Below are 19,774 nucleotides of genomic sequence, written 5' to 3'. Positions count from 1 at the left end.
GGTCGTCGTAAAGGGCCGTTGGTCCCTGTTCCGGTGCGGGCTGGTCTGCGAGGGTGCTGCCACAGCGCACCGGAGGGGGCCGTCGGACGGATCGGCTGGGTGCGGGTGGGGGATGACGGTCCGGTCTGACGCTCCTCCGCAATGACCTGGGGGAGAAACCGTGAAGATCGTCACCGTGGTGGTACGCCGCTCGAACTCGTCACCGGTACGCCGCCGGGCCGCGTTGGCCGCGGCTGTTCTGCTTGTTCCGGCGAGTCTGATCGCGGCGCCCGCGAGCGCGGTTGCCGCCAATGTCACCGTCACGGCGACGGCCGTGGGCAGCACCGCGACCTTGACCTATCGCGCGACGGCGACCCGTGCCGGGCAGCTGCGCGACGTCACGGTGTCGATTCCCCGGGGCTCGGCCGGACGGATCACGTCGGCGAACGGCACGGTCCGTACCGTGGCACCCGGCGTCCTTCGGTGGGTGCCGGGCAAGATCGTGCGGGTCGCGGTAGGTGCTCGCTTCGCGATCCCCTTCTACGGCGTACGGCTGCCGAGCGGCGGGCCGTGGACAGTGGGCTTCATGGCGACCGGAACGACCGGAGCGATCCTGTCCTCCGGTACGGCGGCCGTGCGCCGCCCGATCGCCGCGAACGTGCGGATCACCGCCTCCAACCCGATCCCGGGACAACGGACCGCGCTGTACTACGCGGGGACGGCCGGAACCGCGGGTGTTCTGACCGCGGTCCGGATGCAATTGCCCACGGGTGCCGCTGGGCGGGTCACCAGCGTGAACGGGACGTTGTCGACGTCCAAGGGGTACGCGATCTGGCAGCCGCGTGTTCCGTTGCGCGTTCGCGCCGGTGCGCGGCTGTCGATTCCGGTCTACGGAGTGCTGTTGTCGAAGTACGGCGGCATCCTGAGCCTCGCGATGTCGGCGGGCACCCTGATGTCCGGCACCGGAACCTTGGCTTTGATCGCGCCGCCGGCCCCGATGCCGGCGGTCCCGGTCGCGCCGTTCGCGCCGATCCCCGCGGGCTGCCCGTCCTCGTGGCCGTCGACGGTCGCCGAGAACGCGAAGCCCGGAACCAGCCAGTGGGCGATCCCGAGCACGATGAACGGCCCGTTGTCGGCCTACCTCACGAAGGTGTCCGTGACCTGTGGCGACACCGTCGACCTCAAGGTGACTTCCGGCCGGCCGGTCAGCGTGGTGGCGTACCGGATGGGGTACTACCAGGGCCTCGGAGCGCGGGAGATCTGGCGCCGGAACGGTGTGCCGACGGTCGTGCAGCCCGCGCCGACCACCGGTGGTACGGCCAACGGTCACCCCTTGCGCATGACGTCGGCGGCCCAGTGGTCGAAGACGCTGACGGTTCCGGTGACGAAGGACTGGGTGCCCGGAACGTACCTGATCAGGGTCAGCGACGGAACGTACGCGTCGTACGCGCCGCTGACGGTCCGGGACGACACCGGGACCAAGCACGCGCTGCTGATCCAGCAGGCGAACACGACCTGGGAGGCGTACAACAGCTGGGGCGGTGTCAGCTTCTACAGCGGCCTGAACACCGGCTCCGGCCGGCTGACGTTCGACCGTCCGTACACCGAGGGCCAAGGCTCCGGGCAGTACTTGCCGCTGGAGCAGGGACTCGTGTTCTGGGCCGAGTCCAAAGGGTTGGACGTGACCTACTGGACCGACAACGACCTGGACCAGTTCGGTGGCCAGTTGCCGGCGCGGGCCGGGACGATCTACTTGCCCGGTCACGACGAGTATTACTCGCTGCAGATGCGGGCCGCGCTCAGCCAGGCGATCACCCGTGGCGTCAATGTCGCCAACCTCGGCGCCAACGCGGCGTACCGGCGGATCACGTTCACCGATGGCAGCCGGCGGTACTGGGACATCGACCGGTACACCGCCGGGTACGACTCGACGATCTGGCGGTACCTGGGTGACGGCTATGCGTCGCAGCCGCTGCTCGGAGCAGAGTACGTCTGTGCGGACCTGGGCAACACCTTGCGGACCGGCAACAGCTGGCTCTTCCGCGGTATCGCGGCCGGTACCGTGGTGCCGGGGTTCCTGGCGGGGGAGATCGACTATGTCTGGCCGGGACTGTACAGACAGCCAGGACTCGACATCGTTGCCAGCGGCACCGGTACCTGCCGGACGAACGGGCGGGCGGCTCCGATGCAAGCGACCGCGTTCGTTGCGCCGTCCGGAGCGCGGGTGTTCAACGGCTCGTCGTTCGCGTACGGCTGCTTCCTGGTCCGCCGGTGCCCGGCGAACTGGAATTTCCCGGCCCCGGCGGCGGCGTCGCAGCAGGTGGTGGCGATCATGCTGAGCAACATCACCGAGTGGGTCGGGCGCGGGACGATCCAGCTCCAGGCCGGCGCCGGTGCTGCCGCGCTGCGGGTCGGCGTTCCCAGGCAATCGATCGCGATCGACCCGGGTGACTGAGAAGGTCAGGTGATGTCGCGGTTGACCAGGGCCCGCAGGCGCTGCCAGACGAACTCCTCACGGTCGGCGATGTCGTGCAGCGGGGTGGTGGCCGACTCGAGGGCGACGGCTGGGTCGTCGAGTTCCGCGGCCGCGGCGAAGGTGGCGGCGACGTCCTCCCACCGGTCGCCGATCGCGGTCAGCTCGTAGCCGAGTTCGGCCAGGTGCACGTCGCCGGTGATGATCGCGGCTTCGTCCAGGAAGCGCGCGTACAGGTAACGGAAGATGCCGCCGCCGGTGCCGCCGCGAGCGTCGATCATCAGCGCGGTGGTGAAGCAGGTACGGCGGAGCGCGGCCGTGCCGAGCGCCTCCGGCCACCGCAGCGTCTGTTCGGCCGCCTTCCGGATCCCGGGCACACCGAGATTGGCGATCGGTGGGTCGAGCATGCCGTCGCACACCTCGGCGATCGCGGCCCGGACGTCTTCCGGACGCGGGTCGCGGGCCTTGCCGAAGTCGAAGGTGTACCAGGTGTGCCGCGGCGGGAACGGCCGGCAGGCCGAGCCGCGGGCTTGTTCCAGGACGTCCCAGTCGACCGGGTGAAGTTCTTCGTCACGATCCGCGATCAGGACCTGTTCGGTCCGGGGTTCGTAGCCGGCCACGACGACGACGTGTCCACCGAAGTGGTAGCCGGGCGGCAGACCGAAGTACGGCAGCAGACCCATGTCGACGTACACCAGTACCGGCTCACCGGCGAGCAGGAGCTGCCGGAGTCCCTGCTGTGCGACCCGGGAACTGGTCGTGACGTGCGCTGCGACGGCGACGCCCGTACGGCGGCCCACGGTCTTCTCCAAGCCCTCGTTCTTCGGGCTCGCGTTGTTGGCGCGGCCGCCGTAGAAGGGATCGCCGCCCTTGAAGTGGAAGTACGCGAACCCGAGCCCCGCGCCGAGGCCGAGCAGGAGTTCCTCACTGATCTGGTAGCCGTGGAACCCGTACACATGCTTCAGCGATCCGGTCACGCAATGATGCGTGGGGTAACACCCGAACTCCGGGAAGGAGCGAAGTGTCACCGGCCCGCCGGTGGTGGTCGTCATCTCGGTACCTCCTTCGTCCGATCCAGCCTGCCGCACCCCGGCATCCGTCCCCAGAGCCGAAGGTCCTGACCCGGAGCCAGGACTTTCGGCCCTGGCCGGGACGGGGTCTGCCGCCGAAAGTGGAGGGAGGGGACGAGCCTGGATCACGGAGGCACGGCGATGAGCGCAGTCGATGGTGCGGGGGCGTTGGGCGCGCAATTGGCGGTCTATCGAGCTGTCTGGCGGGTGTCTTGCGGGGCGTTCTTGGTCTTCGCCGTGATCGCCGCGGCCCTCTTGCTGCCCGCGGAAACCTTGGTGCTGGCGATTCTGATCGCCGTCGTGGCCGGTACGACGGCCGCGAGCATGTACGGCAGTGGCGACGGCGAGGGTGCGATCAGCCGACGCTGGACACGTCGGCAGGTCGTCACCGCGGTGACCTCGGTGTCCGGGGTGACCACGCTGGTCGTCAGTCTCGCCGTGGCGATCGGCCCGGCGATCGTGTGGCTGGTCGTACTGCTGGCTGCCGGCTCGCCGCAGGTCGTGCAATGGAGCGCGGCGCGACTGGGATTCGGTCCGGAGGTTCGGCGCCGCCACGTCCCGAATCGCAGTACCGCGGAGCTCTGCCGGCAATGGCGCGACAGCTACGAAGCACTGCGCCACGCGAAGACCGACAACCAGCGCCTCCGGATCGTGATGGAGCGCCAGCGCTGCCTGGACGAGCTGGGCCGCCGGGACCCAGCGGGCCTGGATGCGTGGCTGTCGTCCGCGGCGAGCGCGGGCGGCGATCCGGCCAGGTTCATCAGGAGCGAGTAGCGGGCAGCCGAATTCGGCATTGGCCCTGCCGAGCCGGGCCGAACGGCCCTGTTCGGGCCCGGCGCCGGTGCGGATGGTGAGAGAAAATCAGCTGTTCGGAGGTGGCGTGATGGCCGGCCGTTACATTCACTGGGGAGTTGTTCAGATCTCGGTGACCAACCTGGTGATCATCGTGGCGATGGTCGTGGTGTTCGTCCTCGCGATCGTCGTCCCGTTCCCGGGTTCGCACTCCGGCGACGAGGGTGAGGACGAATCATGACGTCCTTCGTCAGCCGCGTGGCGTCCGGTGAACACAGCGATCCGGCGAAGAGTAACTGGACAGCCGCGCTGCGTACGCGGCTCGGCCGGACCGTGCCGGCCGGACAGTTGCTCCCGGATCGTCAACCGGCGTACGTGAGTTCCTGGATCTACGTCTTCGGGGTACTGACCTTGGCCGCGCTCCTGGTGGTGCTGGCCTCCGGCGCCGTGCTCGCGCTCGGTGGCGCGACCTGGTGGCACACCTCCTCGACCGGGCACTTCGTGAACTCGTTGCACCTGTGGAGCGTGGAGCTCTTCTTCGCGTTCATGGTCATTCACCTCTGGGGCAAGTTCTTCATGGCCGCGTGGCGGGGCCGGCGCGCGCTGACCTGGATGACCGGGGTGGTCGCGTTCCTCGGTTCGATCGGAACGGCGTTCACGGGCTACCTGTCGCAGTCCAACTTCGACTCGCAATGGATCGGTTCGCAGGCCAAGGACGGGCTCAACGCGGTCGGCATCGGCGCCTGGTTCAACGTCCTCGATCCGGGGCAGATGCTGATGTGGCACATCGCCCTGCTGCCGGCCGCGGTCGGCGTCCTGGTGGTGCTGCACATCGTCCTGGTCCGCCGCCATGGGGTCGTACCGCCGATCGACGCGGACGCGCCCCACGACGGCCCGTCCCACGACGACCCTGGGAGTGCGTCATGACCGCGACGACCACGCGCCGCCGGCGTACGCCGGACGCCCACACCTTCCCGACCCGGCCGTACGACCTGGTCAAGGAGTTCGTTGTCGCCCTGATCGTGGTGGCTGTTCTCACGACCGTGCTGGCGGCGGTGTTCTCGTCACCGGACGAGAAGTCCATCACGCTGTCCGACTGGGCCAAGAAGGCTCCGAACGACGTGGTGGCGACAGCGGCCGGTGAGCTCGCCGGTACGACCACCAGCGCCGGGTACGGGCCGCCGTACAACAACGCGGCGACCGGGCAGGCGCTGGGACCGATCGCCTTGCAGAAGTGGGCCGGCGTACGGATCCCGGTCGACTCCGCGCAGGACCTGGTCATCACACCGCTGCGCGCGGTCGAGGGTGATGCCGCTCTTGCCGGCGCGGTCAGCACCTGGAGTTCGGCGGCGGGCGATCAGCAGACGAAGTGGGCGACCGCGTACGCCAACGCGCTCACCGCCGCGCCCGACGGCAATCCCGCCGCGGTGAAACCGTCCGCCGGGTTCGGTCCGGTTCCGGTGCTTGCCGCGAAGTTCCTTCAGCTCGCGCGAGCCGGCGGGCTCGAGGGCGCGTTGGATGCCAGCGGCAACTTCTACAAGGGCGATGCGACCCGTGGGCTGTTGCTGCTGTCCGACGGCGCGTACCTGGAGGACCAGGCCCGCGCCCGGAACCTCGGTGGCGACCAGTGGGGAATGATGAACGAGACCGGCAACTACCCCGGCCAGCCGTGGATGTGGCTGTACACGTTCTGGTACCAGGTGAAGCCGTTCTCGACCTCCGACAACGCCGACGCCCAGGTCTGGGCGTTGATGATGGTCCTGACCCTAGGTCTGATCCTGGTGCCGTTCATCCCCGGCGTACGGTCGATCCCGCGCTGGGTGCCCGTGCATCGCCTGATCTGGCGCAACTACTACCGCCACCAAACCTGACGAACAACGGGCGCGCTCCGCGGGCGGTGGCGGTCACCGTCCGCGGAGGCGGTCGAGCCAGCTGCCTTGGCGCTCGGCCTTCGGGTGGCCGGGGCACCACTGATCGGCAGGAACCATCGCCTTGACCTGTCCGACGTGCTGGCCGCAACCGGCCCAGGTGGTCTTGGAGCAGGTCTTGCAGGTGACGGGTCGGCACATAGAGATTCTCCTTCTGGGGTTGGGGTGTACGCCGGTCAGAGTTCTCCGGCTACCAGCTGAAGGCCCGCCTTTGCGGCGTTCTCGAACTGGTCGTCGACGGCAACAAGGGTGCGTCCGGCCGCGTGCAGCAGCGAGGCGGCGATCGAGGCGCGGTACCCGGCGGCGCAGTGCACCCACACCTCGCCAGGCGGTACGTCGCCGAGGCGGCGCGGCAGCTCATGCACCGGAATGTTGACCGCACCCACGATCCGGGCGGTGCGGTGTTCCTCGGCCCGGCGGACGTCGAGAACCACGACGTCGCGATGGTGCCGGACGAGCTCCAGGTCGGCGAAGGTGGCGGCCGGATAGGAAACCGGAGCGCCGGCACTCCACTGCCCGGGGTCGCCGGTGGCGTGCGCCGCGGGCCGGTCGATGCCGATCCGGACCAGTTCGCGCTGTGCCTGGGTGACGTCGGCGGCGGTCTCGCCGAGCAGCGTCAGAGGGGTGCCCCAGGTGATGAGCCAGCCGAGGTACGTCGCGAACGCGCCGTCGAGGCCGAAGTTGAGGGTGCCGGGTGCGTGGCCGGCCGCGAAGGCGGTGCGGGTCCGCAGGTCGACGACCCATTCGCCGGCCTCGATCCGGCGCCGGAGCTCGGCGGCATCGGCGCGCTCCGGTAGCGCGAGATCCGGTGCATCCGGGCCCGCGGAGTTGGCGGCGGCCATGTGCGCGTAGTACGCGGGCCAGGCGCCGAGGCCGGCGAGCAGATCGTGGACGTAGTCGGCTTCGTCCTGAGTCAGGGCCGGGTTGCCGAGCTTCTCCTGCCCGATGGTCGATTCGGTGGCCTCGGACTGGGTTGCCGAGCAGAACGAGCCGAATCCATGGGTAGGGAAGATCCTGGTCTCGTCGGGCAGCGTCCGGGCGAGCTCCTGGGCGGAGGCATGCTGGTGGCGTACGAGCGCGTCGGTGTGGTCCGGGCCGAGAAGATCGGGCCGGCCGGTTGCGCCGTACAGCAGGGAACCACCGGTGAAGACCGCGATGGGCTGGTCGTTGTCGGTGAGGGCGTAGGACAGGTGCGTGAAGGTGTGACCGGGGGTGTGGATGGCGCGGACCTGCATCCGGTCGCCGATCCGGACGACGTCGCCGCCGCGCAGCGGGGTGCGTTCGAAGGCGACTTCGTCGTCGGCGTTGACCAGGTAGGTGGCCCCGGTCGCCTCGGCCAGCGCCAGTCCGCCCGTCACGTAGTCGTTGTGGATGTGAGTCTCGAAGATGTGGGTCAGCCGGACCTCCTCGACCCGCAGCAGCGCCAGCATCCTGTCGATGTCGCGCTGCGGATCGATGACGAACGCGACTTCGCCGTCGTGGACGAGGTAGCTGCGGTCGCCGAGCGACGGCGTCTCGACGGTCCGGACGATCAGGCTGGTCGCGGGCTGGCTGTGCTGGCCGGGCATCGTGTCCTCACTGGCTGGGCTGCGGTGCATCCCCCTGGGGGGTTCTAGACGATGCTAACAGATCCCCCCAGGGGGATATAGAATGGCGGCCGGTGGCGCCCGGCCGGACGCCGCGACGGACGGAACGGGAAGGGTTTCGATGGACTTCGAGCCGGACGAGATCAAGCCGATCGTCACTCGGATGAAGCGCGCGCACGGGCATCTCGGCAGCGTGATCCGGATGCTGGAGGAGGGCGCGGACTGTGAGTCGGTGCTGACCCAGCTGGCGGCGGTGAACAAGGCGCTCTCGCGATCCGGGTACGCGATCGTCAGCACCGGCCTGCAACGCTGCCTCACCGACGAGAACAGTGACGTCGACACCGCCAAGCTGGAAAAGCTCTTCCTCGCCCTCGCCTGACCGCGCGGCAGCCGCCCGGCGCGTCCGGGCCGGCGCGGCGGTCGGGCCAGGGCGGGACGTACGCGGGTTCGACCGGGCTCAGCCGAGGAAGTGGCCGGCGGGGTGCTTGCCGGTGCGTTTGGGTGCCACGTCGGGCGGACGGTGCCAGGAGCTGCGCTGGGTGGCTTCGATCGCGGCGCTGATGTCGGCCGACCAGCGGCGGACCCGGTCCCAGTCGCGGAAGTCGCCGGCCAGGTTGCCGGAGGCCAGGCGGCGGGCCAGAAAGCCGGTGGCGGTCGCCGGTTCGAGGCGGCCGGCGAAGGTGACGGCCGGGGTGGCCCCGATCTCGTGGGCGAGGTGGCGGACGGCCGGTGGCATCACCTGGTCCTGGTCCTTGTCGGGGCCGACCGGTCCGCTGTGGAAGAGCCAGACCTGGCGGTGCCGCAGCCCCTCGACGTTGTGGCTGAGGAACCGGACGGCTTCGCGGCGCCAGCGCCGAAGGTAGATCGCGCTGCCCAGGACGACGGCGTCGTACGGCGTGACGTCCTTGACCAGTGCGACATCGAGTACCTCGACGTCGTGCCCATGCGCCCGGAGCTCGGCCCCGACCGCCTCGGCGATGCCGGCGGTCGCGCCCATCTTGCTGGCGTACGCCACGAGTACCTTCTTCGACATCGCAGCCTCCTTCGAGTCGTACCAAGCACATCAGGCCGTACTGTGCCTGGAGCAGTGCCGAACGGCCCGGCCCAGCGGGACCTTCGACGGCCGGACCAGATCACCCGTACCAGATCACCCAGGCCGGAATCACCCAGGCCGGTATCAGACAGGCCAGGATCAGAGCCGCACCCGCTCGAGGTGGGCCGGGGTGACGGCGGTCCAGTCGAGCTCGTCCTGGATCCGGCGGGCGAGTTCGGCGCGGGCGTGGTCCTCGCCGTGCACGACGTACACCGTCTCCGGCGCCTCGGGCGCGGCGGACAGCCAGCCGATCAGTTCGTCGGCGTCGGCGTGTGCGGAGAACTCGGACAGACCGGTGATCTGGGCGCGGACCGGGACGTAGCGGCCGTGGATCTTGACCGTGCGAGCGCCGTCCAGCAGTGCGCGCCCGCGGGTTCCGGGCACCTGGAAGCCGGGCAGGACGACCGTGTTGCGTTTGCCGGGCAGCAGTCGCGCCAGGTGGTACAGGACGCGGCCGCCGGTGGCCATGCCGGACGCGGAGATGACGATGGACGGGCGGCCGGGATCGCTGATCCGCATCGACTCCTCGACGGAGTGGACCAGCCGGAGGGTGCCGGGGTCGAAGGGGTCCGGGCCGCCGAGGATCTCGGGGCGGAGCTCGGGTGACTTGTTCGTGACGGCGGCGCGGTAGACGTTGAGGGCGGCCAGCGCCATCGGGCTGTTCACATACACCGGCAGGTGCGGAATCAGGCCGGCTCGCATCAGGCCGGCCAGTTCGTGCAGCAGGACGGTGGTCCGGTCGATCGCGAATGCCGGCATCAGGACGACGCCGCCGCGGGCCGCGGTGGTGCTGATCAGCCGGGCTAGCTGGGCGTGGTCGAGCGGTTGGTGGCGGCGGTCGCCGTAAGTGGATTCGATCAGCACCGTGTCGACGGCCGGGGGAGTCTCCGGCGGGCGGAGCAAGGGGTGCCGTTGGCGGCCGAGATCGCCGCTGACCAGGAGCCGCCGTCCGGCGAGTTCGAGTTCGGCGAACGCGGAGCCGAGGATGTGGCCGGCCCGGTGCAGCGTCACCGCGGCCGGGCCGAGCTCGACGCGGCCGTCGGTGGGGCGGAAGAGCCGGATCGCCATCTCCGCGTCTTCGGTGTCGAACAGCGGCCGCGGTGGATCGTGCCGGGAGTAGCCGCCGGCGCGAGCGTGCTGGGCGTCCTCCATTTGGAGATGGGCGGCGTCGCGGAGCACGATCGCCGCCACCCCGGCCGTACCAGGGGTGCAGATCACCGGGCCGTGGAAGCCCTGCCGGACCAGGCTCGGCAGGTAGCCGCAATGGTCCAGGTGCGCATGCGTGAGGACGACGGCGTCGAGCGTCGCCGGGTCGATCGGGAACGGATCCCAGTTCCGCCGGCGCCACTGGGCCTCGCCCTGGAACATGCCGCAGTCGAGCAGGATCCGCTGCCGGTCGTGTTCGAGCAGGAACTTGCTGCCGGTCACCGTCCCGGCCGCGCCGAGGAACGTGAGCGTACTCATGGCGTGTCCTGCGCTCTGATCATGGCTGACTCCTTCGCTCTCCTCCAGGCTCGCCGCGGGACCGGCACCTTGCACCGGGGTCAAGAGTCCCGGCCCGCGGGACCAACGGACCACCGGAATCGGGGAATCGGCCTCTGTCGGGACGGTCCGGCCGGCGGTTCCGTCGACATAGCAGGGCCGAGACACGCGCGGCCGCGGCGCAGCAGGAAGCCGATGGCTGCCGACAGGGGCGGAGGTGGCCGGTGGGCGCAGCGATCGAGGTGACCGGGCTGGTCAAACGGTACGGCGACAAGGTGGCGGTCGACGGTGTGTCCTTCACGGTGCCGGAGGGAGAGGCCTTCGGGTACGTCGGCCCGAACGGCGCCGGGAAGACGACCACGATCCGGAGCATGCTCGGCCTGGTGCGGCCGACGGCCGGAACGATTCGGGTACTCGGCCGGGATGTGGCCACCGATCTCAGCGAGGTACTGGCGGACGTCGGCCATCTGCCGGGAGAGTTCGGTCTGTGGCCGCAGCTGACCGGCATCGAGTGTCTTGAGTACCTCGGCGACCTGCAAGGGCGTCCGCCGGTACGCCGGCAGGAGCTGTGTGACCGGCTGGAACTGTCGTCGATCGATCTGCGGCGCCAGGTCAGGCTGTACTCGCGAGGCATGCGGCAGAAGATCGGCCTGGTACAGGCGTTCCAGCACGAGCCGCGGGTGCTGGTGCTCGACGAGCCGACCGAGGGCCTCGACCCGGTGATGAAGGAGCGGTTCGCGGGGCTGCTGGACGAGCATCGGCGGGCCGGCGGCACCATCTTCCTGTCCTCGCACATCCTGTCCGAGGTGGAGCAGACGACCGAGCGGGTCGCGGTGGTCAAGGCCGGCCGGATCGTCGTGACCCGGGCGACGGCCGATCTGACCGGTGAACGGGTCCGCCGGTGCACGCTGGTGCTGAAGAAGCCGGTTCCCGCCGGAGAGCTCGCGATCGCGGGCGTCTCGGCGCTGGAGGGGGACGGCTGGTCGTACCGCTTCGAGTTCCGCGGGGACATGGAGCCGTTGATGCGGCGGCTCGGCACGTTCGCCGTCCAGGAGTTCAGCTGCGAGCCGGAACATCTCGCCAGGATGTTCTTCGAGATCTACGGAGACGCGCGATGAGTCTGGTGGTGTTCCGGCAGACACTTCGGCAGGTACGCCGGACCATCGGTGTCCTGAGCCTCGGTGCCGGAGTGTTCTTCTACCTGGTCCTCTTCGCCTCGTCGTCGTTCACCAAGGACGCGCCGAGCGTGCCGTTCCTGCAGTCCCCGCCGAAGGCGATGACCGCGTTCCTCGGTGGCTCGGCCGACTTCTTCCATCCCGGCGGATGGCTGAGTCTCGGGATGACCCACCCGGTCGTCCTCGCCTTGCTGACCTCGTCGGCGCTGCTGGTCGCGGCCGGTTCGGTCGCCACCGAGATCGAGCGGGGCACCATCGACCTGGTGCTTACCCGGCCGGTCGGGCGGGTGCGCTTCCTGGCCGCGAAAGCCGCCGCCTCGATCGTGGCCGTGACCGCCGCGGAGGCGGGCGGGCTGGCCGCCGTCCTGGTCGCCCGGCAGACGATCACCGGGGTGTCGTCCTTGCCGATGGCCGCGGTGCTGCGGGCGTTCGCGGGTTCGTGGTTGCTGTTCGCCGGCGTCGCGATGGTCGGCCTGCTGGTCTCGGCCGCGTCCAGTCTGCGCGGCCGGGCGATCGGGATCACGGTCGGCATCGTGGTCGGCTGGTTCTTCCTGAACTTCATCGCGCTGCTCATCGACGGGATCAGCGGCCTGCGTTTCGCCTCACCGTTCCACTACTTCCGGCCGGTCGACCTGCTGGGCGGCACGGCAGCAGGAGGCGATCTCGTCGTACTGGCCGCCATCCCCGTGGTCGCGGGGGTGGCGGCCGTCGTCCGGTTCACCCGTCGCGACCTGACCCGCTGACGCCGCGCGGGTCGCCCAGACACCTCGCGACGAGAGTTCTGCCGGGGTGCTGAAGGACCCTGACCGGACGGTCCATCCGGCTGTGCCGCGCGGGGGCTTGGGTCCGAAGGAGTCGGGCCGGATGGCTGTGGCCCGGCTCACAGCCCGCCGGAGAGACTCGAAGCAAGCGATGGGGAGGCTTGTGATGGACACGGTGGAGCGGTCGGACAACGCAGTACGGCTGGCAGCGGTGTCGGTGTACGGCGCGCGGTTCACTGACCTGGTCGTGCGGTACGGCGAAGTCGTCGTCCTGACGGGCCCGAACGGCGTCGGCAAGAGCACCGTCAGCCGGGCGGTCGTCGGCGAACTGGCGGTCGCCGGATCGGTCCAGGTGCTCGGCACCGACCCCGTCACGGCCGACCTGAAAGGGCGGATCGGCTACCTGGTCAAGGATCTGGAGACGATGGGGTCGTTGACCTCCCGCGACGTCCTGGACATCTGCGCGGCGGTGCGTGGCTGCGGTACGGCGCACGCGCACCAGCTTGCCGGCCGGCTGGGACTGGAACTCGATCGCCCGATGAGCGTCCTGAGCCACGGTCAGCTGCGGCGGCTCGGCATCGTCCAGGCGTTGATGCACGAGCCCGAGCTGGTCGTCCTGGACGACCCGATGACCGAGCTGGACGATGCCGCCCGCCAGGTGCTGCCGGCTCTGCTGCACGAAGCGGCCGCGGGTGGTGCCGCCGTGCTGGTGACAGCTCAGGCCGGGTCCGACGCCACGCTGTGCGCGGGACGGGTCGTGGAGTTGAGCAAGCGCGCCGCCGACGACAGCCAGGACGACGCCTTGTCCGGGCCGCGTCACGAGGTCGCGGCGGACCGGGCGAGCATCGTCCGCGACGCCGAGCTGGGCGGCTTCGAGCCGGTGGATCGTGCTCGGGTACCCCAGGAAGCAGGGCAGAAGTTCCCGCGCCGGTTGGACCGGACGGCCCTGTCCGGCGGGCGGTGGATTTCCGACGATGGCCGCGACAGGGGAAATCTCCGGGCGGAAGGACAGGACCATGACCACCACGATCACGAGCAGGCGGTGGCGCGTCGACATCTACGTCGACGAGCACGACGACGATCGGACCACGCACGCGGAAGCTCGCCTGCACACGAACGACAAGACCCACCTGATCGGGCGCGGCGTGGCCCACCGGAGTCCCGAGGACACCGAGATCCCTGAGGTCGGCGACGAGTTGGCGGTGGCCCGCGCACTGTCGGATCTGGCCCACAAGCTGCTGCACGCGGCCGCCTCCGACATCGAGGCAGTCACGCACCGGCCCGTACACGTCCACCGTTGACCGGCCGAACCGCCGCTCCGGCGGCCCGCGGGCAGGGCCGAAAGTCCGGCGGATTTCGGTGCGGAGGGCCCTGCTGCCGTCGCGTCCGGCGAGCTGAGCTGGAGGTGGAAGGAAGCGACAGGAAGGAGTCACGATGGCGACCACGTTGCAGCACCGGGACGGTCGGCGGCAGTTCGCGGACCTGTTCGACTGGGCCGAGGGCCTGCCGAGCCTGTTCACCACGCCGGCCATGCTGCCCGGTTCGTTGCGCGGTGTCCGGATCGAGGAGTTCGCCGCCGACGGCAAGTACGTCGTGCGGGCCGAGCTGCCCGGCCTGGACCCGGCCAACGACATCAAGGTCGAGATCGCGAACGGGATGCTGACCATCTCCGCGACTCGTCAGCAGGAAGAGCACGACGGTGCTCGTTCGGAGTTCCACTACGGCGCCCTCACCCGTCGGGTGTTGCTGCCGGACGGAGCGGACGAGCAGGCGGTCGTTGCGAAGTACACGGCCGGGATCCTCGAGGTGACCGTGCCGATCTCGGCGCAGCCCGCCGAGACGCGCACGATCCCGATCGAACGTACCGACTGATTCACATCCGGCCCGGCCAGGCGTACCTGACCGGGCCGGATCCGCGAAAGGACTTGAAGATGAAGCGGTTGGTGATCCTTGGCGGTGGCACGGCCGGGACGATGGTGGCCAACAAGTTGCGGCGCCGGTTGCCGGCGGGGGAGTGGCGGATCACGGTCATCGACCGCGACGGTGAGCATCTGTACCAGCCGGGTCTGCTGTTCGTTCCGTTCGGCGGGCGCGAGGATCTGCTGCGGCCGCGCCGCCGGCTGCTGCGGGACGGGATCCGGTTGGTGAACGGCGACATCGAGCGAGTCGACCCGGTCGCCAAGCACGTCCGGCTCACGGATGGGGAATTGCTCCGCTACGACTACCTGGTGATCGCGACCGGTACGAGTCCGCGGCCGGATCAGACGCCGGGCATGCTCGGACCCGAATGGCATCGCAGCATCCACGACTTCTACACCTACGACGGTGCCTTCGCGCTGCGCGACGCCCTGCAGGGATTCACCGGCGGCCGGGTGGTCGTCCAGGTGGTCGACCAGCCGATCAAGTGCCCGGTCGCGCCCTTGGAGTTCACCTTCCTCGCGGAGGCGTTCTTCCGGCGGCGCGAGATGCGGGACCAGGTCGAGCTCGTGTACGTGACGCCACTGGACGGCGCGTTCACCAAACCGATCGCGTCGCGGTACCTTGGCCGGCTGCTCGACGAGCGCAAGATCGCGGTCGAGACCGACTTCCTGGTGGAGCGGGTGGACGCCGAACGCAAGACGCTGGTCAGCTACGACGAGCGCGAGATCGGGTACGACCTGCTGGTCACCGTCCCGCTGAACATGGGCGCCGGCTTCATCGCGGCGTCCGGCCTTGGCGACGAGCTGAACTACGTTGCCGTGGACAAGCACACGCTGCAGTCGACGGCGTACCCGGACGTCTTTGCGATTGGTGACGCCAACGATCTGCCGACGTCGAAGGCGGGTTCGGTGGCGCACTTCTCGAGCGAGGTCTTCGTCGAGAACTTCCTGCAGTACGTCGACGGTGTGGCGATGACGCATCGGTTCGACGGGCATGCGAACTGCTTCGTCGAGACCGGTGACGGAAAAGGGCTGCTGATCGACTTCAACTACGACACCGAGCCACTGCCCGGGCGGTTCCCGCTGTCCTGGCTGGGACCGCTGTCGCTGCTCCGGCCGACAAAGGCGAACCACTGGGGCAAGGTCGCGTTCCGCTGGATCTACTGGAACCTGCTGCTTCCGGGCCGCAGGTTGCCGGTGCCGACGGCGATGTCGATGAAAGGCAAGTACCGACCGAAGGAGGAGGTCCGGCCATGACGACCGTTCAGGTCGATTCCGAGGGTTTCATGACGCAGTACGGTGAATGGTCCGAGGAGCTCGCGGTCGAGCTCGCGGCGCGGATCGGCATCGAGCTCACCGACGAGCACTGGAAGGCGATCCGGTTCCTGCGCGCCGACTACCTGACGCACGGCGAGACCGCCACGTTGCGCCGGGTGTCGACGCTGGCCGGGATCCCGGTCAAGGAGTTGTTCGTCCTGTTCCCCGGCAAACCGGCCAAGAAGATGGCGTACGTCGCCGGCCTGCCGAAGCCACGCGGTTGCGTGTGAGAGAGGCACCGGTATGACTACCACGGCACCACTGACCGTCCCCGATTTCGGCGACGAGGCGACGCAGGGCCGCAAGCTGGCCATCATCTGCTCGAAGGGCAACCTGGACATGGCGTACCCAGGCCTGATCCTGGCCAACGCCGCGCTCGGCGAAGGTGTGGAGACGCACCTGTTCTTCACGTTCTGGGGCTTCGACATGATCACGAAGTCGCGGATGCACGACCTGAAGTTCACGATGCTCGGCAACACCGCGACGCACCTGCCGCAAGGTCTCGGCGGGCTGCCCGGGATGACGGCGATGGCGACGCACCAGATGAAGAAGCAGATCGAGGAGATCGGCGTCCCTGACGTACCGGACTTCCTCGAGCAGATCGTCGCCTCCGGCGGCCACCTCTGGGCCTGCCGGCTGTCGGCCGACATGATGCACCTCGACGAGTCCGACCTCTACGAGGACGTCGAGGACATCATCAGCGCCGCCGACTTCATTGAAAAGACCAACGGCGCCCAACTCCTCTTCATCTGACGGATCACTCAGCCGCCGACGGCGGTGGTCGGGATCATGGCGACGGGGCAGTCGGCATGATGGAGGACGGTTTGGCTGACGGAGCCGATCAGCATGCCGGCGAAGCCGCCGCGGCCGCGGGCACCGAGGACGATCAGGTTCGCGTCCGCGGCCAGGCGCAGGATGTGTTCGGCCGGATGGCCGGTGATCTGGACGAGTTCGGCGTCGTGCCCGCCGCGCCGGTGGACGGCGGCGCGGAGCTCCGGCTCGGTGATCCGGTGTAGTTCGGTGCCGGCCGGCTGGGCGGCGACGACCCGTACGGCGAGCTTGTGCCGGCGGGCGTAGTCGATCCCGAAGACGAGGGCGGCGTCGCCGTCGGGTGAACCGTCGTACCCGATCACGACGCGGATGCCGGCCATCGTGCCGAGGTCGGGGCGTACGACGACCACCGGGCAGTGGGCGTTCGCGGCGAGATCCAGGCCGGTGGAGCCGACGAGCGCGCCGAGCATGACACCGAGTCCGCGGCTGCCGATCACCACGACGGCTGCCGTGCCGGACGCCTTGACCAAGGCGGCGGATGGGGGACCGGTCTCGATCCGGGAGTCGATGACGATCCCGGGCTCCAGCCCACGTGCCTGCGCGACGGCCTTGTAGACGACGTCGCCGGCGAGCGAGGGCGAGCCGCCCGGGGTCAGCGCGTACACCAGGTGCAGTGGACCGCGTAGCGCGGCGGCCTCGATGGCGCCCCACCTGATCGCGATGCCGGCGGCGGGTGAGCCGTCGATACCGACGACGACCGGTTTGTGCTTCATACCTGCTCCTTCGCGGTGCTGGATTCGTGCAGCCCGTCGCCGGCCAGCAGTAGTTCGCGCAGCCGGCGGACGAATCGGGCGGCGGGTGCGCCGTCGACGATGTCGTGATCGACGCTGACGGTGAGCTGCAGGAACTCGCGTTCGACGAGCACACCTTGGAAGAAGATCGGTCGCCGGGCGATGCCGCCGACGACGACGCTCAGCGTGTGCAGCTGGAAGCCGATACCCCAGCCCGCTCCGGCACCGAACATCCCGACCGCGGTGACGCCGACGGTTCCGGCCAGCGACTGCTGGCGGCGGGGCAGCCGGTGCAGGGCGCCGAGCAGTGCGACCCGGGCAAAGCCGGGCAGCAACAGATACGCGTGCACCCACGGCTCCTTGCGGACCGACGGGCTCAGGTGCGGATCGGATTTCACGGCGTGGATCTCGTCGTTCAGCTCCCGGACCGTCCGCCGGCTCGCGTCCCGGAGTACGTGGGTGAACGCGAACGGTTTCCCGTCGACGTCGACCTCGATGGGGACACCGATGTCGACCTGGTCGAAGACGATCTCCCGGCCGTGCAGGTCGCGGTACGCCTGGACGCCTGGCTCCGCGGCGACCGCGGCGGCGACGCAATGGATCACGAACGCGGTGAACAGCCGGGTGGCGTCGTCACGGCGAAGAGCCGAGCGTGCCGAGGTGACATCAGCCTCGAAGAGTCCGTGGATGGCGTGCCTGCGGCGGGCGGCGCGACCGGTGTCGATCACCAGCTGCCGGACCCACGGCACCGCCCTGACTTGTGTGCCCACGGTCCACCTCCGAGTCGATCTCACCCGAGCATCGGCCGCTGAGTCACGATCCGCACCGGCCGTTCGGTCCCCAGCTCGCGGGACCTTGGACCTTGGCGATCTTCCGGGTCCGCGACCGGCCGGGCCGGGTGGTCCGCACGATCGGGACCTTGGGCCCTGACCGGTGCCGTCCGCGGAGGCCGACTCTGGATTCACAGGGGAATCACCGGCTCGCCGGAAGCGGACCCAAAGGGGCGGCGACAAGCCGCAAGACCCACCGTCGTCAAGACGGACACCGGTCCGGAGAGCCGGTCCCCTGTATCCAAGCGGACCAGCTGGAGGAGGCCGTGATGAGCACCGGGAAGCAACGCGCCGGCGAGCTGTGGGTGCTCATGCAGGTCCGTCGGCTGGGGATCGGATGGAAGAACCCGCTGCGGCGCTGGTCAGACCACGCCGAGACCGTTCTGCTGTGGTGCGCGCTGGTCCTGGCGCTGCTGATGATTCCGGCCGCCGCGGCGATCGGGACAGGTGTCTCGCACTCGCTCGAGGCGTCCGCCGCCCGGCAACGGGCGGTCCTGCACGAGGTGCAGGGACGGACCGTGGTTGGTACCGAAGGCACACTTCCCAGTGCGCCTGGGAGCCCGCTGTCGTTGACGCAGGTCTCGTACGTCGACCCGCAAGGTACCGAACACGAGGTGCTCGCGAGTGTCGTGACCGGCACGCCGGCGGGTGCGACGGTGCCGGTCTGGCTCGACAGCTCGGGTCACCCGGTGACGGCGCCGCGGAGCGAATCCGACAACCGGGCGTTCGGAGGCACCGCCGGGTTCTTCGTCGTCTTCGGTTCCTGGCTGTTGCTCTGGGGCCTGTTCCGGCTCGCTTGCGTGCCGTTGAACCGCCGCCGCCTCCAGGACTGGGACACCGAGTGGCGGGAGATCGCCCCGCGCTGGCTCCGGTGACCGACGAGATCAGGATCGGCAAGAGAGGGACGTGGAGAGATGAAGAAGTACGTTCTCGTGGGTGTCGACGACACGCCGGAGAGCCGGCTCGCATTGCACTGGGCGGTCGAGGCGGCTGCCGGGCGGGGCGCGCCGGTTCGGGTGATTCGCGCGTACCTGAACGAAGCGAGCCGCTGGCCGGCGATCGGAGTCGAGGGTTATGTCCCGCCGCCGATGCCGCTCGACCGGTACCAGCACGAACTGGACGACGCGGTGCGGTACGCGCGGGACCGGCTCGGCTACTATGGCGGCTCCGGATGGCTGGCGAACTCCGATCCCTCGAGCGCGCTGCTGCTCGAGGCAGCCGACGCCGAAATGGTGGTCGTCGGGACTACGTCGCGGAACAAGATGTCCGCCGCCGTGCTCGGCTCGGTCGCGACGTCGGTCTCGGCCAAGGCGCCGTGCCCGGTCGTTGTCGTTCGCGGTGAGCACCGGACCGGCCCGGTGGTCGTGGGTACGGACGGATCGCCCGACTCGGAGGAGGCTGTCGAGTTCGCATTCGACGCGGCGGACCGGACCGGTCAGCCGTTGGAGGTCGTGTACTGCTGGCAGCCGCAGGCCGGCCACCTTGCGCCGGCCGAGAGTACGCATGAGCTGTTAGTGGACTGGCTCGCCGAGAGCCTAATGGGCTATCGGGACAAGTATCCGGCGGTGAAGGTCCGTGCCTCGGTCGTCGAGGGGCGGGCGAGTACGCGGCTGATCGCGCTGTCGGACACCGCGTCGCTGGTTGTCGTCGGTTCCCGCGGCCGGGGCGGCGTCTCCGGACTGCTGCTCGGATCGGTCAGCCAGAGCCTCCTGCACCACGCCGACTCGCCGGTCGCGATCGTCCGTCGGCACCAGGATTGACGACGCGCCGTAGCGGTCGGTAGCTCCGCGTCTTCGCGGTGCGAGCC

The 19,774-nt window shown here is 69.5% G+C and carries 22 protein-coding genes and 1 pseudogene; 16 read left to right on the top strand and 7 right to left on the bottom strand.

Annotation, left to right across the window (positions count from 1 at the left end; all coding sequences use genetic code 11):
- Positions 1-160 precede the first annotated feature (160 nt).
- Complete coding sequence (locus tag HDA44_RS08810) at positions 161-2,434, top strand: N,N-dimethylformamidase beta subunit family domain-containing protein (protein ID WP_184832818.1); 2,274 nt, start codon at positions 161-163, stop codon at positions 2,432-2,434.
- A 5-nt stretch (positions 2,435-2,439) separates the two neighbouring features.
- Here the strand turns inward: HDA44_RS08810 and HDA44_RS08805 are convergent, their stop codons facing one another.
- Positions 2,440-3,504, bottom strand: coding sequence for a BtrH N-terminal domain-containing protein (locus HDA44_RS08805; protein ID WP_184832816.1), 1,065 nt, complete (start codon positions 3,502-3,504; stop codon positions 2,440-2,442).
- A gap of 159 nt (positions 3,505-3,663) precedes the next feature.
- Between HDA44_RS08805 and HDA44_RS08800 the strand changes: the two genes are divergently transcribed.
- The 4 genes from HDA44_RS08800 to HDA44_RS08785 all read left to right on the top strand — a co-directional run bounded on the left by HDA44_RS08800 (position 3,664) and on the right by HDA44_RS08785 (position 6,185).
- Complete coding sequence (locus HDA44_RS08800; protein WP_184832815.1) at positions 3,664-4,296, top strand: hypothetical protein; 633 nt, start codon at positions 3,664-3,666, stop codon at positions 4,294-4,296.
- Between the two features lie 109 nt (positions 4,297-4,405).
- Positions 4,406-4,555, top strand: coding sequence for a hypothetical protein (locus tag HDA44_RS08795; protein WP_184832814.1), 150 nt, complete (start codon positions 4,406-4,408; stop codon positions 4,553-4,555).
- A complete protein-coding gene (locus HDA44_RS08790) occupies positions 4,552-5,241 on the top strand; it encodes a cytochrome b N-terminal domain-containing protein (RefSeq protein ID WP_184832813.1) in 690 nt (229 codons plus the stop codon). Before HDA44_RS08795 ends, HDA44_RS08790 begins: the two co-directional genes overlap by 4 nt.
- Positions 5,238-6,185: a hypothetical protein gene (locus HDA44_RS08785; protein ID WP_184832812.1), complete on the top strand. Its 948-nt coding sequence runs from the start codon at positions 5,238-5,240 to the stop codon at positions 6,183-6,185. The genes HDA44_RS08790 and HDA44_RS08785 overlap by 4 nt, the downstream gene beginning before the upstream one ends.
- Positions 6,186-6,218: 33 nt before the next feature.
- Here HDA44_RS08785 and HDA44_RS08780 read toward each other — a convergent pair whose 3' ends face one another.
- Together HDA44_RS08780 and HDA44_RS08775 are read right to left on the bottom strand one after the other, a co-directional pair.
- Complete coding sequence (locus tag HDA44_RS08780) at positions 6,219-6,383, bottom strand: hypothetical protein (RefSeq protein ID WP_184832811.1); 165 nt, start codon at positions 6,381-6,383, stop codon at positions 6,219-6,221.
- A gap of 35 nt (positions 6,384-6,418) precedes the next feature.
- A complete protein-coding gene (locus HDA44_RS08775; RefSeq protein WP_184832810.1) occupies positions 6,419-7,810 on the bottom strand; it encodes an MBL fold metallo-hydrolase in 1,392 nt (463 codons plus the stop codon).
- An 82-nt stretch (positions 7,811-7,892) separates the two neighbouring features.
- On the opposite strand from HDA44_RS08775, the gene HDA44_RS08770 reads away from it, so the two are divergent.
- Positions 7,893-8,207: a metal-sensitive transcriptional regulator gene (locus HDA44_RS08770; RefSeq protein ID WP_425557125.1), complete on the top strand. Its 315-nt coding sequence runs from the start codon at positions 7,893-7,895 to the stop codon at positions 8,205-8,207.
- Between the two features lie 78 nt (positions 8,208-8,285).
- Here HDA44_RS08770 and HDA44_RS08765 read toward each other — a convergent pair whose 3' ends face one another.
- Both HDA44_RS08765 and HDA44_RS08760 read right to left on the bottom strand, forming a co-directional pair.
- Entirely contained in the window at positions 8,286-8,861 is a 576-nt protein-coding gene (locus tag HDA44_RS08765) for a flavodoxin domain-containing protein (protein WP_184832808.1), read from the bottom strand.
- 159 nt (positions 8,862-9,020) lie between these two features.
- Positions 9,021-10,385 (bottom strand): MBL fold metallo-hydrolase RNA specificity domain-containing protein, encoded by a 1,365-nt coding sequence (locus tag HDA44_RS08760; RefSeq protein ID WP_184832806.1) that lies wholly within the window; start codon positions 10,383-10,385, stop codon positions 9,021-9,023.
- Between the two features lie 242 nt (positions 10,386-10,627).
- Here HDA44_RS08760 and HDA44_RS08755 point away from each other — a divergent pair, with 242 nt between their 5' ends.
- The 8 genes and pseudogenes from HDA44_RS08755 to HDA44_RS08725 all read left to right on the top strand — a co-directional run bounded on the left by HDA44_RS08755 (position 10,628) and on the right by HDA44_RS08725 (position 16,328).
- Entirely contained in the window at positions 10,628-11,521 is an 894-nt protein-coding gene (locus HDA44_RS08755) for an ATP-binding cassette domain-containing protein (protein WP_184832804.1), read from the top strand.
- Entirely contained in the window at positions 11,518-12,321 is an 804-nt protein-coding gene (locus HDA44_RS08750; protein WP_184832802.1) for an ABC transporter permease, read from the top strand. The genes HDA44_RS08755 and HDA44_RS08750 overlap by 4 nt, the downstream gene beginning before the upstream one ends.
- Before the next feature lie 121 nt (positions 12,322-12,442).
- Positions 12,443-12,958: pseudogene (locus HDA44_RS37075) on the top strand (ATP-binding cassette domain-containing protein); the annotation flags it as partial.
- Between the two features lie 355 nt (positions 12,959-13,313).
- The gene (locus HDA44_RS08745; RefSeq protein ID WP_337905744.1) at positions 13,314-13,640 is read left to right on the top strand and encodes a DUF1876 domain-containing protein; all 327 of its coding nucleotides are present in this window, start codon (positions 13,314-13,316) and stop codon (positions 13,638-13,640) included.
- 133 nt (positions 13,641-13,773) lie between these two features.
- A complete protein-coding gene (locus HDA44_RS08740) occupies positions 13,774-14,211 on the top strand; it encodes an Hsp20/alpha crystallin family protein (RefSeq protein ID WP_184832799.1) in 438 nt (145 codons plus the stop codon).
- Between the two features lie 59 nt (positions 14,212-14,270).
- Entirely contained in the window at positions 14,271-15,515 is a 1,245-nt protein-coding gene (gene sqr, locus HDA44_RS08735) for a type III sulfide quinone reductase, selenoprotein subtype (protein WP_184832798.1), read from the top strand.
- Positions 15,512-15,805 carry a TusE/DsrC/DsvC family sulfur relay protein gene (locus HDA44_RS08730; protein WP_184832797.1) on the top strand — a complete coding sequence of 98 codons (294 nt, stop codon included), beginning with the start codon at positions 15,512-15,514 and terminating at the stop codon, positions 15,803-15,805. Before sqr ends, HDA44_RS08730 begins: the two co-directional genes overlap by 4 nt.
- A gap of 13 nt (positions 15,806-15,818) precedes the next feature.
- Positions 15,819-16,328, top strand: coding sequence for a DsrE/DsrF/DrsH-like family protein (locus tag HDA44_RS08725; RefSeq protein ID WP_184832796.1), 510 nt, complete (start codon positions 15,819-15,821; stop codon positions 16,326-16,328).
- Between the two features lie 8 nt (positions 16,329-16,336).
- On the opposite strand, the gene HDA44_RS08720 is transcribed toward HDA44_RS08725, so the two are convergent.
- Entirely contained in the window at positions 16,337-17,119 is a 783-nt protein-coding gene (locus HDA44_RS08720; protein ID WP_184832795.1) for a universal stress protein, read from the bottom strand.
- The gene (locus HDA44_RS38455) at positions 17,116-17,907 is read right to left on the bottom strand and encodes a 2-oxo acid dehydrogenase subunit E2 (protein WP_184832794.1); all 792 of its coding nucleotides are present in this window, start codon (positions 17,905-17,907) and stop codon (positions 17,116-17,118) included. The genes HDA44_RS08720 and HDA44_RS38455 overlap by 4 nt, the downstream gene beginning before the upstream one ends.
- A gap of 329 nt (positions 17,908-18,236) precedes the next feature.
- Here HDA44_RS38455 and HDA44_RS08710 point away from each other — a divergent pair, with 329 nt between their 5' ends.
- Together HDA44_RS08710 and HDA44_RS08705 are read left to right on the top strand one after the other, a co-directional pair.
- A complete protein-coding gene (locus tag HDA44_RS08710; RefSeq protein ID WP_184832792.1) occupies positions 18,237-18,842 on the top strand; it encodes an Rv1733c family protein in 606 nt (201 codons plus the stop codon).
- A gap of 39 nt (positions 18,843-18,881) precedes the next feature.
- Entirely contained in the window at positions 18,882-19,727 is an 846-nt protein-coding gene (locus HDA44_RS08705; protein ID WP_184832790.1) for a universal stress protein, read from the top strand.
- Positions 19,728-19,774 lie beyond the last annotated feature (47 nt).

Origin of the sequence: Kribbella solani (genome assembly GCF_014205295.1) — a bacterium.
GTDB lineage: Bacteria > Actinomycetota > Actinomycetes > Propionibacteriales > Kribbellaceae > Kribbella > Kribbella solani.
Note: the sequence above shows the minus strand (reverse complement) of the source record. Positions and strands in the feature narration are given on the sequence as shown.

What these genes read in the sequence shown, in the direction of transcription:
- HDA44_RS08805 (WP_184832816.1), bottom strand. Translation starts at nt 3,504, where the DNA reads ATGACGACCACCACCGGCGGGCCGGTGACACTTCGCTCCTTCCCGGAG.
- HDA44_RS08800 (WP_184832815.1), top strand. Translation starts at nt 3,664, where the DNA reads ATGAGCGCAGTCGATGGTGCGGGGGCGTTGGGCGCGCAATTGGCGGTC.
- HDA44_RS08795 (WP_184832814.1), top strand. Translation starts at nt 4,406, where the DNA reads ATGGCCGGCCGTTACATTCACTGGGGAGTTGTTCAGATCTCGGTGACC.
- HDA44_RS08790 (WP_184832813.1), top strand. Translation starts at nt 4,552, where the DNA reads ATGACGTCCTTCGTCAGCCGCGTGGCGTCCGGTGAACACAGCGATCCG.
- HDA44_RS08785 (WP_184832812.1), top strand. Translation starts at nt 5,238, where the DNA reads ATGACCGCGACGACCACGCGCCGCCGGCGTACGCCGGACGCCCACACC.
- HDA44_RS08780 (WP_184832811.1), bottom strand. Translation starts at nt 6,383, where the DNA reads ATGTGCCGACCCGTCACCTGCAAGACCTGCTCCAAGACCACCTGGGCC.
- HDA44_RS08775 (WP_184832810.1), bottom strand. Translation starts at nt 7,810, where the DNA reads ATGCCCGGCCAGCACAGCCAGCCCGCGACCAGCCTGATCGTCCGGACC.
- HDA44_RS08770 (WP_425557125.1), top strand. Translation starts at nt 7,893, where the DNA reads ATGGCGGCCGGTGGCGCCCGGCCGGACGCCGCGACGGACGGAACGGGA.
- HDA44_RS08765 (WP_184832808.1), bottom strand. Translation starts at nt 8,861, where the DNA reads ATGTCGAAGAAGGTACTCGTGGCGTACGCCAGCAAGATGGGCGCGACC.
- HDA44_RS08760 (WP_184832806.1), bottom strand. Translation starts at nt 10,385, where the DNA reads ATGAGTACGCTCACGTTCCTCGGCGCGGCCGGGACGGTGACCGGCAGC.
- HDA44_RS08750 (WP_184832802.1), top strand. Translation starts at nt 11,518, where the DNA reads ATGAGTCTGGTGGTGTTCCGGCAGACACTTCGGCAGGTACGCCGGACC.
- HDA44_RS08745 (WP_337905744.1), top strand. Translation starts at nt 13,314, where the DNA reads ATGGCCGCGACAGGGGAAATCTCCGGGCGGAAGGACAGGACCATGACC.
- HDA44_RS08740 (WP_184832799.1), top strand. Translation starts at nt 13,774, where the DNA reads ATGGCGACCACGTTGCAGCACCGGGACGGTCGGCGGCAGTTCGCGGAC.
- sqr (WP_184832798.1), top strand. Translation starts at nt 14,271, where the DNA reads ATGAAGCGGTTGGTGATCCTTGGCGGTGGCACGGCCGGGACGATGGTG.
- HDA44_RS08730 (WP_184832797.1), top strand. Translation starts at nt 15,512, where the DNA reads ATGACGACCGTTCAGGTCGATTCCGAGGGTTTCATGACGCAGTACGGT.
- HDA44_RS08725 (WP_184832796.1), top strand. Translation starts at nt 15,819, where the DNA reads ATGACTACCACGGCACCACTGACCGTCCCCGATTTCGGCGACGAGGCG.
- HDA44_RS08720 (WP_184832795.1), bottom strand. Translation starts at nt 17,119, where the DNA reads ATGAAGCACAAACCGGTCGTCGTCGGTATCGACGGCTCACCCGCCGCC.
- HDA44_RS08710 (WP_184832792.1), top strand. Translation starts at nt 18,237, where the DNA reads ATGAGCACCGGGAAGCAACGCGCCGGCGAGCTGTGGGTGCTCATGCAG.
- HDA44_RS08705 (WP_184832790.1), top strand. Translation starts at nt 18,882, where the DNA reads ATGAAGAAGTACGTTCTCGTGGGTGTCGACGACACGCCGGAGAGCCGG.